This window comes from Amycolatopsis sp. NPDC006125, from assembly GCF_040614195.1.
Taxonomy (GTDB): domain Bacteria; phylum Actinomycetota; class Actinomycetes; order Mycobacteriales; family Pseudonocardiaceae; genus Amycolatopsis_E; species Amycolatopsis_E tucumanensis.
On record NZ_JBEXTZ010000067.1, the window covers coordinates 1 to 14,031 of the forward strand.

At 74.0% G+C, this 14,031-nt stretch carries 13 protein-coding genes and 1 riboswitch; of the genes, 10 read left to right on the forward strand and 3 right to left on the reverse strand.

Annotated features, from left to right (window positions below; genetic code table 11):
- Positions 1-550 precede the first annotated feature (550 nt).
- From ABZ193_RS28755 to ABZ193_RS28770, 4 genes are all read left to right on the forward strand, one after another.
- A complete protein-coding gene (locus ABZ193_RS28755) occupies positions 551-2,029 on the forward strand; it encodes a potassium/proton antiporter (protein WP_237337437.1) in 1,479 nt (492 codons plus the stop codon).
- A 46-nt stretch (positions 2,030-2,075) separates the two neighbouring features.
- Positions 2,076-2,190, forward strand: a riboswitch (SAM riboswitch).
- A gap of 35 nt (positions 2,191-2,225) precedes the next feature.
- Entirely contained in the window at positions 2,226-3,548 is a 1,323-nt protein-coding gene (locus ABZ193_RS28760; RefSeq protein ID WP_354712188.1) for an aminotransferase class V-fold PLP-dependent enzyme, read from the forward strand.
- Positions 3,549-3,761: 213 nt separating this feature from the next.
- Entirely contained in the window at positions 3,762-4,337 is a 576-nt protein-coding gene (gene lspA / locus ABZ193_RS28765) for a signal peptidase II (RefSeq protein WP_354712189.1), read from the forward strand.
- Positions 4,334-5,260: an RluA family pseudouridine synthase gene (locus ABZ193_RS28770; RefSeq protein WP_026153058.1), complete on the forward strand. Its 927-nt coding sequence runs from the start codon at positions 4,334-4,336 to the stop codon at positions 5,258-5,260. Before lspA ends, ABZ193_RS28770 begins: the two co-directional genes overlap by 4 nt.
- Here ABZ193_RS28770 and ABZ193_RS28775 read toward each other — a convergent pair.
- Positions 5,257-5,652, reverse strand: coding sequence for a RidA family protein (locus tag ABZ193_RS28775; protein WP_354712190.1), 396 nt, complete (start codon positions 5,650-5,652; stop codon positions 5,257-5,259). The genes ABZ193_RS28770 and ABZ193_RS28775 overlap by 4 nt on opposite strands.
- Before the next feature lie 97 nt (positions 5,653-5,749).
- Here ABZ193_RS28775 and ABZ193_RS28780 point away from each other — a divergent pair, with 97 nt between their 5' ends.
- Positions 5,750-6,724 (forward strand): WYL domain-containing protein, encoded by a 975-nt coding sequence (locus tag ABZ193_RS28780; protein ID WP_354712191.1) that lies wholly within the window; start codon positions 5,750-5,752, stop codon positions 6,722-6,724.
- Here the strand turns inward: ABZ193_RS28780 and ABZ193_RS28785 are convergent.
- Positions 6,721-7,848: an AsnC family protein gene (locus ABZ193_RS28785; protein ID WP_354712192.1), complete on the reverse strand. Its 1,128-nt coding sequence runs from the start codon at positions 7,846-7,848 to the stop codon at positions 6,721-6,723. The two genes, ABZ193_RS28780 and ABZ193_RS28785, sit on opposite strands and share 4 nt — an antisense overlap.
- A 109-nt stretch (positions 7,849-7,957) precedes the next feature.
- Between ABZ193_RS28785 and ABZ193_RS28790 the strand changes: the two genes are divergently transcribed.
- From ABZ193_RS28790 to ABZ193_RS28800, 3 genes are read left to right on the forward strand one after another with little or no spacing between them, the layout of a single operon-like run.
- A complete protein-coding gene (locus ABZ193_RS28790; protein WP_020423474.1) occupies positions 7,958-9,613 on the forward strand; it encodes a DUF885 domain-containing protein in 1,656 nt (551 codons plus the stop codon).
- Positions 9,610-11,241, forward strand: a complete 1,632-nt coding sequence (locus tag ABZ193_RS28795; protein WP_354712193.1) for a DUF885 domain-containing protein — start codon at positions 9,610-9,612, stop codon at positions 11,239-11,241. Before ABZ193_RS28790 ends, ABZ193_RS28795 begins: the two co-directional genes overlap by 4 nt.
- 45 nt (positions 11,242-11,286) lie before the next feature.
- Entirely contained in the window at positions 11,287-12,327 is a 1,041-nt protein-coding gene (locus ABZ193_RS28800; RefSeq protein WP_354712194.1) for an LLM class F420-dependent oxidoreductase, read from the forward strand.
- Here the strand turns inward: ABZ193_RS28800 and ABZ193_RS28805 are convergent.
- Complete coding sequence (locus ABZ193_RS28805; RefSeq protein WP_020423477.1) at positions 12,320-12,700, reverse strand: nitroreductase family deazaflavin-dependent oxidoreductase; 381 nt, start codon at positions 12,698-12,700, stop codon at positions 12,320-12,322. The genes ABZ193_RS28800 and ABZ193_RS28805 overlap by 8 nt on opposite strands.
- Before the next feature lie 85 nt (positions 12,701-12,785).
- On the opposite strand from ABZ193_RS28805, the gene ABZ193_RS28810 reads away from it, so the two are divergent.
- Together ABZ193_RS28810 and ABZ193_RS28815 are read left to right on the forward strand one after the other, a co-directional pair.
- Positions 12,786-13,565: a DNA-formamidopyrimidine glycosylase family protein gene (locus ABZ193_RS28810; RefSeq protein ID WP_354712195.1), complete on the forward strand. Its 780-nt coding sequence runs from the start codon at positions 12,786-12,788 to the stop codon at positions 13,563-13,565.
- Between the two features lie 30 nt (positions 13,566-13,595).
- Positions 13,596-13,769, forward strand: a complete 174-nt coding sequence (locus tag ABZ193_RS28815) for a hypothetical protein (protein WP_020423479.1) — start codon at positions 13,596-13,598, stop codon at positions 13,767-13,769.
- Positions 13,770-14,031 lie beyond the last annotated feature (262 nt).

Here is a 14,031-nt window from a genome sequence, read left to right on the forward strand (position 1 = left end):
GCCCGGCCGCGCGCTCCCGGCGGCGCTGTTCGCGCGCGGCGTGGAGGCGGGCTGGTTCGTGCGGCGGCCGGATCGGGCGGTGGTGGTGACCGAGGCGGCGGGGGAGCCGCTGGCGCTGCTGGGTGCGGAGCTGCCTGCTGATCGTCCTGGGGTGGCCTGAGGTTGGTGTGGCGGCCGGATTGGGTGGTGGTGGCCGAGGTCGTGGGGGCGCTGTCGGGTGCGGAGTCGCCCGCTGGCCACCCTGGGGTCGCTGACGTTGGTAGTGGCGGCCGAACCGGGTGGCGGTGGCCGAGGCGGCGGGGGAGCCGCTGGCGCTTCTGGGTGCGGAGCTGCCTGCTGATCGCCCTGGGGTCGCCTGACACCCGTGCGGGGGCTGCACTGGCCACTCGTCGTCATCGTGCGCGCACCTGCCGTCGAACGCACCCGTCGGCGATCTTGTTGCCGGGCAAGGGAAAAGCGGCCGTGACATGCCGGAAGACCCCACCGGGGCGCGGTCCGGCTCCTCGGTTCCTTATCCTGAAGCCTGACAATCCGGGCAGGGGAGGTGCGGGTGGGCGAGCTGCCGGTCGTGCTGGGGCTGGGCTCGGCCGTCCTGCTCGCCGCCGTGCTCGCGGTCCGCTTCTCCACCCGCCTCGGCCTGCCGTCGCTGCTGCTCTACCTCGCGATCGGCGTGCTGCTCGGCGAAGCCGGGTTCGGCATCCAGTTCTCCGACCCGTTCCTCACCCAGGCGCTGGGCCTGGCCGCCCTCGTCATGATCCTCACCGAGGGCGGCCTGACCACCCGCTGGTCGGCGGTGAAACCCGCGCTGGGCCAGGGAGTGGCACTGTCCACAGTGGCGGTCGGGCTGAGCATCGCGATCACCGGCCCCGCCTTGCACTGGCTGCTCGGCCTGGACTGGCGGATGGCGCTGCTGTGGGGCGCGGTGCTGGCCTCCACCGACTCGGCCGCGGTGTTCTCCGTGCTGCGCGGCGTCGGCGTGCCCCGGCGGATCGTGGGGGCGCTGGAACTGGAGTCCGGCATCAACGACGCGCCCGCCTACATCGCGGTCGTCGTGCTGGCCGAGGGGACCCGGATCGACTGGTCGCTGCCGCTGCTGGTGGTCTACGAACTCGGCGCGGGCCTGGTGCTCGGGCTGCTGCTCGGGCTGGCCGGGGCGTGGGCGCTGCGCCGCGCCGCGCTGCCGGCCACCGGGCTCTATCCACTCGCGACGGTCGCGGTGTGCGTGGTGGCCTACTCGTCCGGGCAGCTGCTGCACGCCTCCGGCCTGCTCGCCACCTACGTCGCGGCGGTCGTGCTGGGCAATTCGCGGCTGCCGCACCGCTCGGACACGCTGTCCTTCGCCGAGGGGCTCGGCTGGCTCGCCCAGATCGGGTTGTTCGTGCTGCTGGGCCTGTTCGCCTCGCCCGAACGGCTGCTGGAGTCGATCGTGCCGGGCCTGATCGCGGCCGCGGTGGTGCTGGTGTTCGCGCGGCCGGTGTCGGTGCTGGTGTCACAGCTGCCGTTCAAGGTGCCGCTGCGCGAGCAGGTGTTCCTGTCCTGGGCGGGGTTGCGCGGCGCGGTGCCGATCGTGCTCGCGATGATCCCGCTCTCCCAGGAGATGCCCGGCGCGCAACGGCTCGTGGACGCGGTGTTCGTGCTGGTGATCGTGCTCACCCTGGTGCAGGGCCTCACGCTCGGCCCGCTCGCGCGGGTGCTGCGGCTGAAGGCGGACACCGAGCCGAAGGAGATCGAGGTCGACGCCGCGCCGCTGGACGAGCTGCAGGCCGAGCTGCTCCAGGTCAAGATCCAGCACGGCTCGCGCCTGCACGGCGTGTACCTGTCGGAGCTGCGGCTGCCCGCCGGGGCGTCGCTGAGCCTGATCGTCCGAGACGGCCGCAGCTTCACCCCGCAGCGCACGGACCGGCTGCAGCGCGGCGACCAGATCCTGATCGTCAGCACCGAGTCCGCGCGGGAGGCGGCGGAGCGGCGCATCCGCGCGGTGGACCGGGCCGGGCCGCTGGCGCGCTGGAAGGGCGAGTCCGGCAACTGAGACCCGCTGGCGCGCGGCGGGGGCGATCGGCTACTGTGTCCGCGTAGGTCATGAGTGCCAGCGCCAAGCCCCGGCTCGCTGGCCGGCAACCCTCCTTCCGCGGTGGGGTGCCCCGGGTGAGGACCTGGCTCGTCGCGAGGTGCGGCGGGCAAGCGCGGACCCCCTTGCGGGTCCCCGGACCCGAGGAGCCTTTCCGATGACTCTCGCTCTCGAACGCGTCACCACCCCCGCCGTCACCGCCGCCGCGGCCGTCCCGCTGGTCACCGGCGGGGAGCTGGACTACGCCAACCTCGACCACGCGGCCAGCGCCCCGTGCCTGGAGGCCGTCCGCCGCGCGGTGGACGAGTTCCTCCCGCACTACGCGAGCGTGCACCGCGGCGCCGGGTTCGCCTCGCAGGTGTCCACAAAGGTCTATGAGCGCACCCGCGACGTGCTGCGCCGGTTCGTCGGCGCCCGGCACTCGGACGCGGTCGTGTTCACCCGCAACACCACCGACGCGCTGAACCTGCTGGCCCGCAGCCTGCCGCGGCACACCTCGGTGGTGCTGTTCGACACCGAGCACCACGCCGCGCTCCTGCCCTGGCGCGGCCCGAACGTGCGCCGGATCCCGCTGCCGAACACGCGGCTGGCCGCGGTGTCCGCTGTGGACAGTGCGCTGGCGGAGTGCCCGGAGGGGCCGCGGCTGGTGGTCGTGACCGGCGCGTCGAACGTGACCGGCGAGCTGCTGCCGGTGGCCGAGATCGCGGCGGTGGCCCGGCGGCACGGCGCGCGCATCGCGCTGGACGGCGCCCAGCTCGCGCCGCACCGGCCGATCTCGGTGCGGGAGCTGGACGTGGACTACGTGGTGCTGTCCGGGCACAAGCTGTACGCGCCGTTCGGCGCGGGCGCGCTGATCGGGCGCGGCGACTGGCTGCGCGCGGCGGACCCGTACCTGGCCGGAGGCGGGGCGACGAAGTCCGTGCGCCGCGACGGCGACGGCCTCGCGGTGGCGTGGCAAAGCGGGGTGGAGCGGCACGAGGCCGGTTCGCCCAACACCGTGGGCGTGTACGCGCTGGGCGTGGCGTGCGAGCAGCTGGCGGCGTCGTGGGACGCGGTGGCCGCGCACGAGCGGGAGCTGCTGGAGCGGCTGACGCGCGGCCTCGCCGCGGTGCCGGGGCTGGCGGAGCTGCGCCTGTTCGACGGCGCGGCGGAGCGGGTCGGCACGGTGAGCTTCGTGCTCGACGGGTTCGAGCCGGGCTGGGTGGCGGCGGTCCTGTCGGCCGAGTACGGGATCGGCGTCCGCGACGGCGCGTTCTGCGCGCACATCGCGGTGCGGCGACTGGTGGAGCGCAGCGGCGGGGAGGGGCAGCAGGCGCTGCGGGTGAGCCTCGGGCTGGGCACCACGACCGAGCACGTCGACCGGCTGGTGACCGCGCTTCGGCAGATCGTCGCGCGGGGCGCGCGGTGGACGTACGGCGTGGTCGACGGCCGGTGGGCGCCGTGCCCGGACCCGCGGCCGCTGCCGGACTTCCTGCGCTGAGCCGGCGCCGCGGCTGTTCCCCGGGTTCGGATGGTGACCCGTCTGCTGGGTGCGGTGGCTCGGCGCCCGGTTCGCCGGCCTGCGCCGGGCACCGTGTGCGGAACGGCGCCACGGCCGGGTTTCCCGTTGAGGGGGCACGTGCGCCCGGCAGCGCGCTGACCGGCTTTCCCGGCCTGCGCCGGGGCCGTCGCGGCAGCCGTGGACAATGGCGGGGTGAGCAGTGACCCCCAGCCCTCCCCGGAACCGGACACCGTGCCGGACGAGCAGCCGGCCACCCCGCCCAAGCGGCGCGCCCTGCTGCTGGCCGTGATCGCGATCGTGGTGTTCGCGGCGGACGTCGTGACCAAGTCGGTCGTCGTGGTGACCCTGGAGGGGCACGAGCCGGTCCGGGTCCTCGGCGGGCTCGTCTACCTGCAGCTGATCCGCAACCCCTTCGCGGCCTTCGGCATGGGCGTCACCGGCATGACCTGGGTGTTCGCGATCGTCGCGTTCGGGGTGGTGATCGCGCTCATCTGGTTCGCCAAGCGGCTGCGGTCGCCTGGCTGGGCGATCGGCCTCGGGCTCATCCTCGCCGGCGCGCTCGGCAACCTGGTCGACCGCGTCTTCCGCGCGCCCGGCGTGCTGCGCGGCCACGTCGTCGACTTCGTGTCGCTGTTCGCGCCCAACGGGGACGTGTGGCCGGTCTTCAACGTGGCCGACTCGGCGATCTGCGTCGGCGGCGTGCTGATCGTGCTGCTGTCCCTGCTCGGCCGCGAGTACGACGGCACCGTGAAGAGGGCCAAGCGTTGAGCGCCCGGATGCTGCCCGTCCCGGACGGGCTCGACGGCATGCGCGTCGACGCCGGGCTGGCGAAGCTGCTCGGCCTGTCCCGCACCGTCGTCGCGGAGCTGGCCGAGTCCGGCGACGTCCTGCTCGACGGCCGCCCGGCGGGCAAGTCCGACCGGCTCTCCGCCGGGGTGCTGCTCGAGGTGACCCTGCCCGACCCGGACAACCCGGTCGAGGTGGTCGCCGAACCGGTCGACGGCCTGCGCATCCTCCACGACGACGACGACATCGTGGTCGTGTCCAAGCCGGTGGGCGTCGCCGTGCACCCGAGCCCGGGCTGGACCGGGCCCACGGTCGTCGGCGGGCTCGCCGCGGCCGGGCTGCGCATCTCGACCTCCGGCGCCGCGGAGCGCCAGGGCGTCGTGCACCGCCTCGACGCCGGCACCACGGGCGTGATGGTGGTGGCGAAGAGCGAGCACGCGTACACCGTTCTGAAGCGCGCGTTCAAGGAACGCACCGTCGACAAGGGCTACCACGCCGTCGTGCAGGGCCACCCGGACCCGACCCGCGGCACGATCGACGCCCCGATCGACCGGCACCCGCGGCACGACTACAAGTTCGCCGTGGTCGCGGGCGGCCGGCCGTCGGTGACGCACTACGAGGTCATCGAGGCCTTCCGCGCGGCGTCACTGGTGGACGTCAAGCTGGAAACCGGGCGCACCCACCAGATCCGCGTGCACTTCTCGGCACTGCGGCACCCGTGCGCGGGCGACCTCACCTACGGCGCGGACCCGGTGCTCGCCCGCAAGCTCGGCCTGACCCGGCAGTGGCTGCACGCCCGCACCCTCGGGTTCGCCCACCCCGCGGACGGCCGGTGGGTCCAGTTCGAGTCGCCCTACCCCGACGACCTCGCGCACGCGCTGGAAGTGCTGCGCGCGGAGAACTAGGCGACCGCGGTCCCTTCGAGTTCGACCATCAGCTCGGGGATCGCCAGCCGCGTCACGCCGAGCATCGTCGTGGGAGGGGCGACGCCGGCCGCGCCCAGCCGCGCCGCCAGCACGCCGTAGTGCGGGAACAGCTGATCGACGTCGGTGGTGTAGACGTTGAGCCGCACGAGGTTCGCCAGCGACATCCCCGCCTCGGCGAGCACGGCCTCCAGGTTGTCCAGGCTCAGCGCCAGCTGCTTCGCCATGTCCCCGGCGTGCTGGGGTTTGCCGTCGCCGTTCATCGCGGTCTGCCCGGCGCAGAACAGGGTCCGGGTGTGCCCGGCGACCAGTTCACCCTGGTGGTACCCCAGCTCCGCCGACCACGTCCACGGGTCGACCGCGGTGCGTTCCACTCCCACATCAGCTCCCTTCGGATCAGTGCTGTGACGGTTCGAAGCCTCGCAGCGAATCACGACATCCTGTGTCGCGTATTTCGCTAGAGTTCGCGGAATGCGCGCCGACCGCCTGGTCTCGCTGGTGCTGTTGCTGCGCCGGCACGGCCGGTTGTCCGCGACCGCGCTGGCCCGCGAGCTGGAGGTGTCCACCCGCACCGTGCTGCGGGACGTCGAGGCGCTGTCCGCCGCCGGTGTCCCGGTCTATGCCGAACGCGGACGGCACGGCGGTTTCGCGTTGCTGCCCGGGTTCCGGGCCGAACTGACCGGGCTGAACCACGACGAGGCACTCGCCCTGCTGATCGCCGGGTCGCGGCGCGGCGCGCAGGCGTTCGGCCTCGGCTCGGCGCTCGCTTCGGCCATGCTCAAGGTGGTCGACGCGCTCCCGGAAGGCCATCGCGAGATCGCGGCCGGCGCGGCGGAGCGGTTGCTGATCGACCCGGAGACCGACCTGCTCGCCCGCCGCGTGGCCGAGGAGGAGGTGCCCGGCGCCGTCGTGGCCGAGGTCCGCCGGGCGGTGCTGGCCGGCCACAAGCTGCGGATTCACTACGTGGCGGTGGACCAGAGCCCGAAGTGGCGCACGGTGGACCCGATCGGCCTGGTCACCGTGCGCGGCCAGGGCTACCTGCTGGCCACCCGGTCCGGCGCCGACCGCACCTACCGGCTGTCCCGCATCCGGGCGGCGGAGGCACTCGACGAACCCGCGCAGCGCCCGGACCGGGCCGATCTGGACCGGGCGTGGCGGGAACGCAGCGCGCGGTTCCGCGCCGGCGGCGACCAGGTGACCGTGATGGCCCGGGTGGACGCGGCGCGGCGGGAGGAGCTGGTGCGGACCGCGGTGGCCGTCCACGCCGAAGTGGCCGACCCGGACGGGCTGCTGCGGCTGGAGGTCGTCTTCCAGGACGCGCGGCATGCCGAGTGGGCGTTGTGGCAGCTCGGCACGGACGCGGAAGCGCTGGCCCCACAGTGGTTGCGTGCCGCGCTGGGTGATCGGGCCGCGGCGATCGCCGCCCGCTACCGCTCTCTGACCTAGTCCTCCAGGGACCAGGTCAGGGAGCGCTCGTCGGGCTCGGGGCGGGGGCTCCACCGCACCGCCACCACGCGGGTGCTCTCGGGCAGCACGTACACCGTGTGGCCGCCCGCCGTCTCGCCGGGCTGGACCCCGATCTTGTGCGGCGGCCGCGAGGTCAGCGACACCGGCGCCTTCGCGACCGGCTTGCCGTCGGCGGTGAGCAGTTCCAAGTAGTTGTCCGGCAGCGACACGAACGGGATCGGGCCCTTGTTGGTGACCTCGGTGTGCACCACAACCGCCCGCTCGCCTGGTTCCAGCCGGTACCCGGCCGCGCCGAACAGGTAGTCCGCCGGGTCCTGCACCTCGAGCAGCTGCACGGTGAGCTGCTCGCCTTCGAGGCCCTGCCCGGCCAGGCTGTCGCCGATCTTCCCGGTGCGCGGGCCGGCCGGCGGCGCGGGCCGCTGGTCGCCCCGCGCCCACGATGCCGTCTGCGGCGGGCCCCACGTGCTGATCACCGGGTCCAGCGGCGCCGGATACGGCCCGGACGCCACCCCCGCGACCTGGTGCGGCCCCGACACGGCACCCTGCTGGACCTGGTACGGCCCGGACGGCACGCCGCGGCCGGGGGAGGGCTCGGCCGGCGGGTAGCCCGGACCGGGCCGGGCGGGCGGCGGGTACCCGGGCGGCGCGGCCTGCGGCGGCTGCGCGGGCGGCGGGTAACCGGGCACGGCGCCGGACGGCGCGAATCCCGGCGTCGCACCGGATGGCGCGAACGGCACTGGGCCGGACTGTACTGGGCCGGACGGCACTGCGCCGGACGGCACTGGGCCCGACTGCACTGGGCCGGACGGCGCGAACGGCACCGCGCCGGACTGCGGGTGCGCGGCCGGTGCCTGGTAGGGCCCCGGGTTCGGCGTCTGCGGCTGCGCGGGCGGGAACGCCCCGGCGAGCGCCGCGCGGAGGCCCTGCGGGTCGCTCTCCACGCCGACCAGCAGCGGCAGCCCGCTGCCGGACAGGGCGACCAGCCGGTAGGCCACCTCGCGCGGGTCCATGCCGACGCGCGCCGCGAGCTCGTGCACGGCCACCTTGCCCAGTTCGGCCAGTGCGGCGAGCAGGCGGGCATCGGCGGGATCGGTCACGGCCACGTCCGGAAACGCTACCCGCTGGCCTTCCCGGCCCGGTCGTTCACCCCGGCGCGCCGCCCGGAGGTTCTAGGCTGGCGGCACGCTGACCCGACGAAGCTGGGATGGATGGATGACCGAGGTCGTGAAGCTCGCCGACGAGTTCGTGGACGCCCTGTTCGACGCGGAGCCGTTGTGGCCCGCGGTGCTGGGGCTGGAGTCCGACCGGGACGGGCTCGGCGACCTCGGCGAGGAGGCCGAGGCCGCCTACCGCGACCGGCTCGACGGGTTCGTCCGGCGCGCCGAGGAGATCGACCCGGCTGGGCTCAGCGCCGAGGACCGGGTGACCCGCGACGTGCTGCTCAGCCAGGCCCGCGCCAACCTGGACCGGCTGGACACTCACCTGGTCGAGTTCACGATCAGCGACATCTTCGTCGCCCCCGCGGTGGGCCTGCTGACGATCCTGCCGATGGTCGGCGTGCCCGACGACGAGCAGGGCCGCCGCCACCTGGGCCGGCTCGCGGCGATCCCGCGGTACCTGGAGCAGGCCGCGGACCGGCACCGGGCGGGCGTCGCGGCGGGGCGGGTGCCGGTCGAGCACCTGGTGCGCGCCGCGATCGCGCACTTGGACCGCTACCTGGCCGCGCCGGACGCCGACCCGCTGCTGCGCCAGCCAGCGCCGAGCGAGGAGTTCGCCGCCGAGCGCGAGCGGGTGCTGGCCGAGGTGGTGCGGCCCGCGTTCGCCGCCTACCGCGACGCGCTGGCCACGGACATCGCGCCGCACGGCCGCTCGCCGGAGAAGCCCGGTGTGTGCTGGCTGCCTGACGGCGAGCGCATCTACGCCTCGCTGGCGCGCACGCACACCACCACCGACCGCACGCCGGACGAGCTGCACGAGACGGGCCTGCGCATCATCGGCGAGCTGGCCGCCGAATACCGCGAGATCGGCGCGCGCGTGTTCGGCACCGACGACCTGGCCGAGATCTTCCGGCGGCTGCGCACCGATCCGGAGCTGCGCTGGGGCAGCGCCGAGGAACTGCTCGACACCGCCCGGTCGGCGATCAGCCGCGCGGAGGAGGCCGCGCCGCGCTGGTTCGGCCGAATCCCGCCGCACAAGTGGGTCGTGGAGCCGGTGCCCGCGGCCGAGGCGCCCGGTGGCCCGGCGGCGTTCTACCTGCAGCCGTCGGTCGACGGGTCGCGGCCGGGCATCTACTTCGCCAACACCCACGAGGTGACCGAGCGGTTCCGGCACGCCGCCGAGGTGACCGCGTTCCACGAGGCCATCCCCGGCCACCACTTCCAGCTGTCCACCGCGCTGACGCTCACCGAGCTGCCGCTGCTGCGCCGGATCGGCGACTTCAACGCCTACGCCGAGGGCTGGGGCCTCTACAGCGAGCGGCTCGCCGCCGAGATGGGCCTCTACTCCGACGGCGTCGCGCTGCTCGGGATGCTCACCATGGACTCGATGCGCGCCGGCCGCCTGGTCGTCGACACCGGCCTGCACGCCAAGGGCTGGAGCCGTCAGCAGGCCGTGGACTACCTGCGGGAGCACACCCCGATGCCGCAGGTCGAAATCGAGTCCGAAGTGGACCGTTACATCGCGTACCCCGGCCAGGCGCTGGCGTACATGGTGGGACGCCTGGAGATCCAGCGCGTGCGGGCGCGGGCCGAGCAGGCGCTGGGGGAGCGGTTCGACATCCGCGCCTTCCACGACCTGGTCCTCGGCGGCGGCGCGCTGCCGCTGTCGGTGCTGGAGGCGGTCGTCGACGAGTGGATCGCGCGGGCATGAGCGAGGTGAACGCCCTCGCCGAGGAGCTCACCGGCCTGCTGTTCGAGGCCGACCCGCTGCGCCCGTCGGTGCTCGGCCTGCCCGGCGCCCACGACCGGCTGCCCGACCTCACCGCGAGCGCCGAGAAGCGGCAGCGGGCGGCCTACCTGGACGTCGCGGCCCGCGCGGAAGCGGCCTCGCCCGCGACCGCGGAGGAGGCGGTGACCCGCGACGTCGTGGTCCAGCAGGCCAGGGCCGCCGTCGACCTCCTCGACGCGCGGCTGCCCGAGTTCGCGGTCAGCGACGCCTTCACCGCCCCGCTCCAGCTGCTGCTGATGACCCTGCCGATGGTCGAGCTGACCGACGAGACCCGGGCGCGGGGTTTCCTGGCCCGGCTCGCCGCGTTCCCGTCCTTCGTGGACCAGGTGGTGGAACGGCAGGCGGCCGGCCCGGTGCCGCCGGACTTCCTGGTGGACTCCGCGATCGGCTACTTCGACCGGATGCTGGCCGTGCCGGAGCTGACCTCGCTCCGGCTCGATGTCGGTTCGGCGACGCTGGCGGCCGAGCGCGACGCGCTGCTGTCCGGGTTCGTCCGGCCCGCGCTGGCCCGCTACCGCGAGTTCCTCCGCGAAGACCTGCGGCCGCGGGCCCGGCCCGCCGAGGAGGCCGGGCTGTGCTGGCAGCCGGGCGGCCTCCTGCGTTACGCCGGGCTGATCCGCGCGCACACCACCACGGAGCGCACCGCGCAGGAGCTGCACGACATCGGGCTGGCGCTGATCGCCGACCTCGCCGGGGAGTTCCGCACCCTGGGCCGCCGCGTGTTCGGCACCGGCGACCTGGCCGGGATCTTCGAGCGCCTGCGCACCGATCCGGCGCTGCGGTGGGGCAGCGGCGAGGAGCTGCTGGCCGCCGCGCGCGCCGCCATCACGCGGGCGGAAGCCGAGGCGCCCCGGTGGTTCCGGACGATCCCGTCCGCGCGCTGCGAGGTGCGCCCGGTGCCGGAGAGCGATGCGGACGCGGGCACCATCGCCTACTACGTCGAACCGGCGCTCGACGGCTCCCGGCCGGGGATCTACTACGCCAACACCTTCCACGCCGGGGAGCGGTTCCGTCACGTCAGCGAGGCGGTCGCCTACCACGAGGCGATCCCGGGGCACCACTTCCAGCTGTCCCTGGCGCTCGAGCTGGACCTGCCGCTGCTGCGCCGCGTCGCCGACGTCAACGCCTACACCGAGGGCTGGGGGCTCTACGCCGAGCGGCTGGCCGAGGAGATGGGGCTCTACACCGGGGACGTGGCGCGGTTCGGGATGCTGACCCAGGACGCCATGCGTGCCGCGCGGCTGGTGGTGGACACCGGCCTGCACGCGCTGGGCTGGTCGCGTCAGCAGGCGGTGGACTACCTGCGGGAGAACACGCCGATGGCCCCGGTGGAGATCGAGGAGGAGGTCGACCGCTACGCGGGCTGCCCCGGCCAGGCGCTGTCCTACATGACGGGACGGCTGGAGATCGAGCGGATCCGGGCCGGCGCGGAGCGGGCGCTGGGGGACCGGTTCGACATCCGGGATTTCCACGACGTGGTGCTCGGGCACGGCATCCTCCCGCTGCCGGTCCTCGACCGGGTGGTTTCGAACTGGATTACCAGCCGGTAATGTGCTCGGCAATCAGGTAAGCGATCGCTTAGAAGGGTTGGATCGATGCGGATCGGCACCCAGATCTCGTACTCCGGCGGGTTCGCCGAGAGCGTCCGGGACGTCGTCGAGCTGGAGAAGGCCGGGCTCGACGTCGTCACCATCCCCGAGGCCTACTCGTTCGACGCGGTCAGCCAGCTCGGCTACGTCGCGGCGAAGACCGAGCGCGTCCAGCTCGCGTCCGGCATCCTGCAGATCTACACGCGGACCCCGACGCTGACCGCGATGACGGCGGCCGGCCTGGACTTCGTCTCCGACGGGCGGTTCATCCTCGGCATCGGCGCGTCCGGGCCGCAGGTCGTGGAGGGCTTCCACGGGGTGCGCTACGACGCCCCGCTGGGCCGGACCCGCGAGATCGTGGAGATCTGCCGCCAGGTGTGGCGCCGCGAGCGCGTGGTCCACGACGGCAAGCACTACAAGATCCCGCTGCCCGCCGACCAGGGCACCGGCCTGGGCAAGCCGCTGAAGATCATCAACCACCCGGTGCGCGAGCGGATCCCGGTGCAGATCGCGGCGATCGGCCCGAAGAACGTGGCGCTGACCGCGGAGATCGCCGAGGGCTGGCAGCCGATCTTCTTCCACCCGGAGCGGGCTTCCGAGGTGTGGGGCGAGGCGCTGGCCGAGGGCAGGGCCAAGCGCGACCCGTCGCTCGGCGACCTCGACGTGGCCGTCGGGGTGCCGGTGGCGATCGGCGAGGACGTCGGCCACATGCTCGACTGGGTGCGTCCCGTGGTCGCGCTCTACGTCGGCGGCATGGGCGCCCGCGGCAAGAACTTCTACAACGAGCTCGCCTGCAGGTACGGCTACGAGGCCGAGGCCAAGCTGATCCAGGACCTCTACCTCGACGGCAAGAAGGAGGAGGCCGCCGCGGCGGTGCCTGTCGAGCTGCTGCGGGCGATCTCGCTGGTCGGGCCGAAGGGGCTGGTCAAGGAGCGCCTGGCCGCCCTGCGCGAGGCCGGGGTCACCACCCTGCAGGTGACGTTCCTGGAACCCGACCCCGCGCGCCGCGTCGGCGTGGTGAGCGAGCTGCGGGAACTGCTCAGCTGACCCGGTCGAGGAACAGGAAGTCGGTCACGCCGATGACCGACAGGACCTGGCGGACGCCCGCCGGCATGCTGGTCCGCTTCTCGTCGTGCACGAGCCGGGGCCGGGTCGTTTCGACGACCCGGCCCCGCGTCTCGATCCCGCACCCGCCCGCGGCCAGGACGTTCCGGACCCAGTCGGCCTGCGGCCCGTAGGTCAGGGCGACGACGAAGCCGTCCCCGGCGCGGAAGACGTTCACCGGCGTCCGGTAGGTCTTCCCGGACTTGCGGCCGCGGTGGACGATCGTCCCGAAGCCGGGCAGCCCCTTCGTCAGCGGTCCGAGCACGCGGTTGGTCGCCACGCGGTTGAACCGGGCGACCCTCTTCGACAGCACCATGCGATCAGCATGCCCGCTCGCCCGCCGGAAATCAACAAGTGATGAATTGAGGTTTGGGCGCCGGCGCGGGGTGGCAAGCTGTGGTGTGCCCGAGCTGCCGGACGTCGAAGGTTTCCGCCGCACCCTGGCCGCCCACGGGGTCGGCAAGCGGATCACCGGCGTGACCACGCTGGACGCGGGCGTGCTGCGCGGGGTGAGCGCGCGCAGGCTGCGGGAGACGTTGCGGCACCAGCGCTTCGGCGAGCCCCGGCGGCGGGGGAAGTGGCTGATCGTGCCGGTGGACGGCCGTCCCGCCACGATGGTGCTGCACTTCGGCATGACCGGGTCGCTGGAGTGGTCCGAACTGGACGACCGCAACCGGCACGACCGGGTGATCTTCGCCTTCGACGACGGGGAGCTGCGCTACCGCGACATGCGGAAGCTGCAGGGCCTGCGCCTGCTCGCGGACGACGCGGAGCTGGACCGGCTGCTCGCGGACACCGGCCCGGACGCGCTGGACGTGCCGAAGGAGCGGTTCCGCGTCCTCCTCGGCCGCCGTCGCGGGCTCAAACAGCTGCTGACCGACCAGGCGGTGCTCGCCGGGCTCGGGAACCTGCTGGCCGACGAGATCCTGTGGCGGGCCCGGCTGGCTCCGCAGGTGCGCGCCGCGGACCTCGATGGCACGGCGGCCGACCGGTTGCACCGGGAGATGCGCGAGGTGCTGCGGGCGGCGGTGAAGGCCGGGCGGGTGCCGCCGCGCACGACGTGGCTCACCGGGCGGCGGGACGAGCCGTCGGGGACTTGCCCGCGATGCGGGACCGTGTTGGAGCACGGCCGGGTCGGCGGGCGCGGCACCGTGTGGTGCCCGCGGTGCCAGGCCGGTTGACAGTTCGCGGAAAAGGGGTAAGCCGGTGCCATGAACGACAAGGACGACGAGAAGAAGCCGGTCAGCCCCGAACCGCCCCTGTCGCCGGACTTCCCCGACGTCCGGCACCCCGACCTGGACATGGGACCCACCGAGGACGTCGAGAAGCCGCCGAACACCGAAGAGGTCAAGCCGGACGAGGGGATCCCGGAACCGCCCGACTGACCCCGCGGGGTGAGGCGGCGTGCAGGCGCGGCGCCGCGTGCCCGCAGTGCACAAGCCGGACAAGCTGCACCGCGCGGATTGACGCTGCGGCTTAGTGCAGGGCGCGGACTGACAACGGCCCGGCGCACCGCGGGGTGGTGCCGGACTGGCGCCGGGGGCTGCGCGCCCCATCACCTGGCCCGAGGGCAGTCCCGCCCCAGGGTTCCACACCGGGGGCGGGACTGCCGGTGGCCGGCCGCGGTGCGCCGTCTCGGTGGCGACG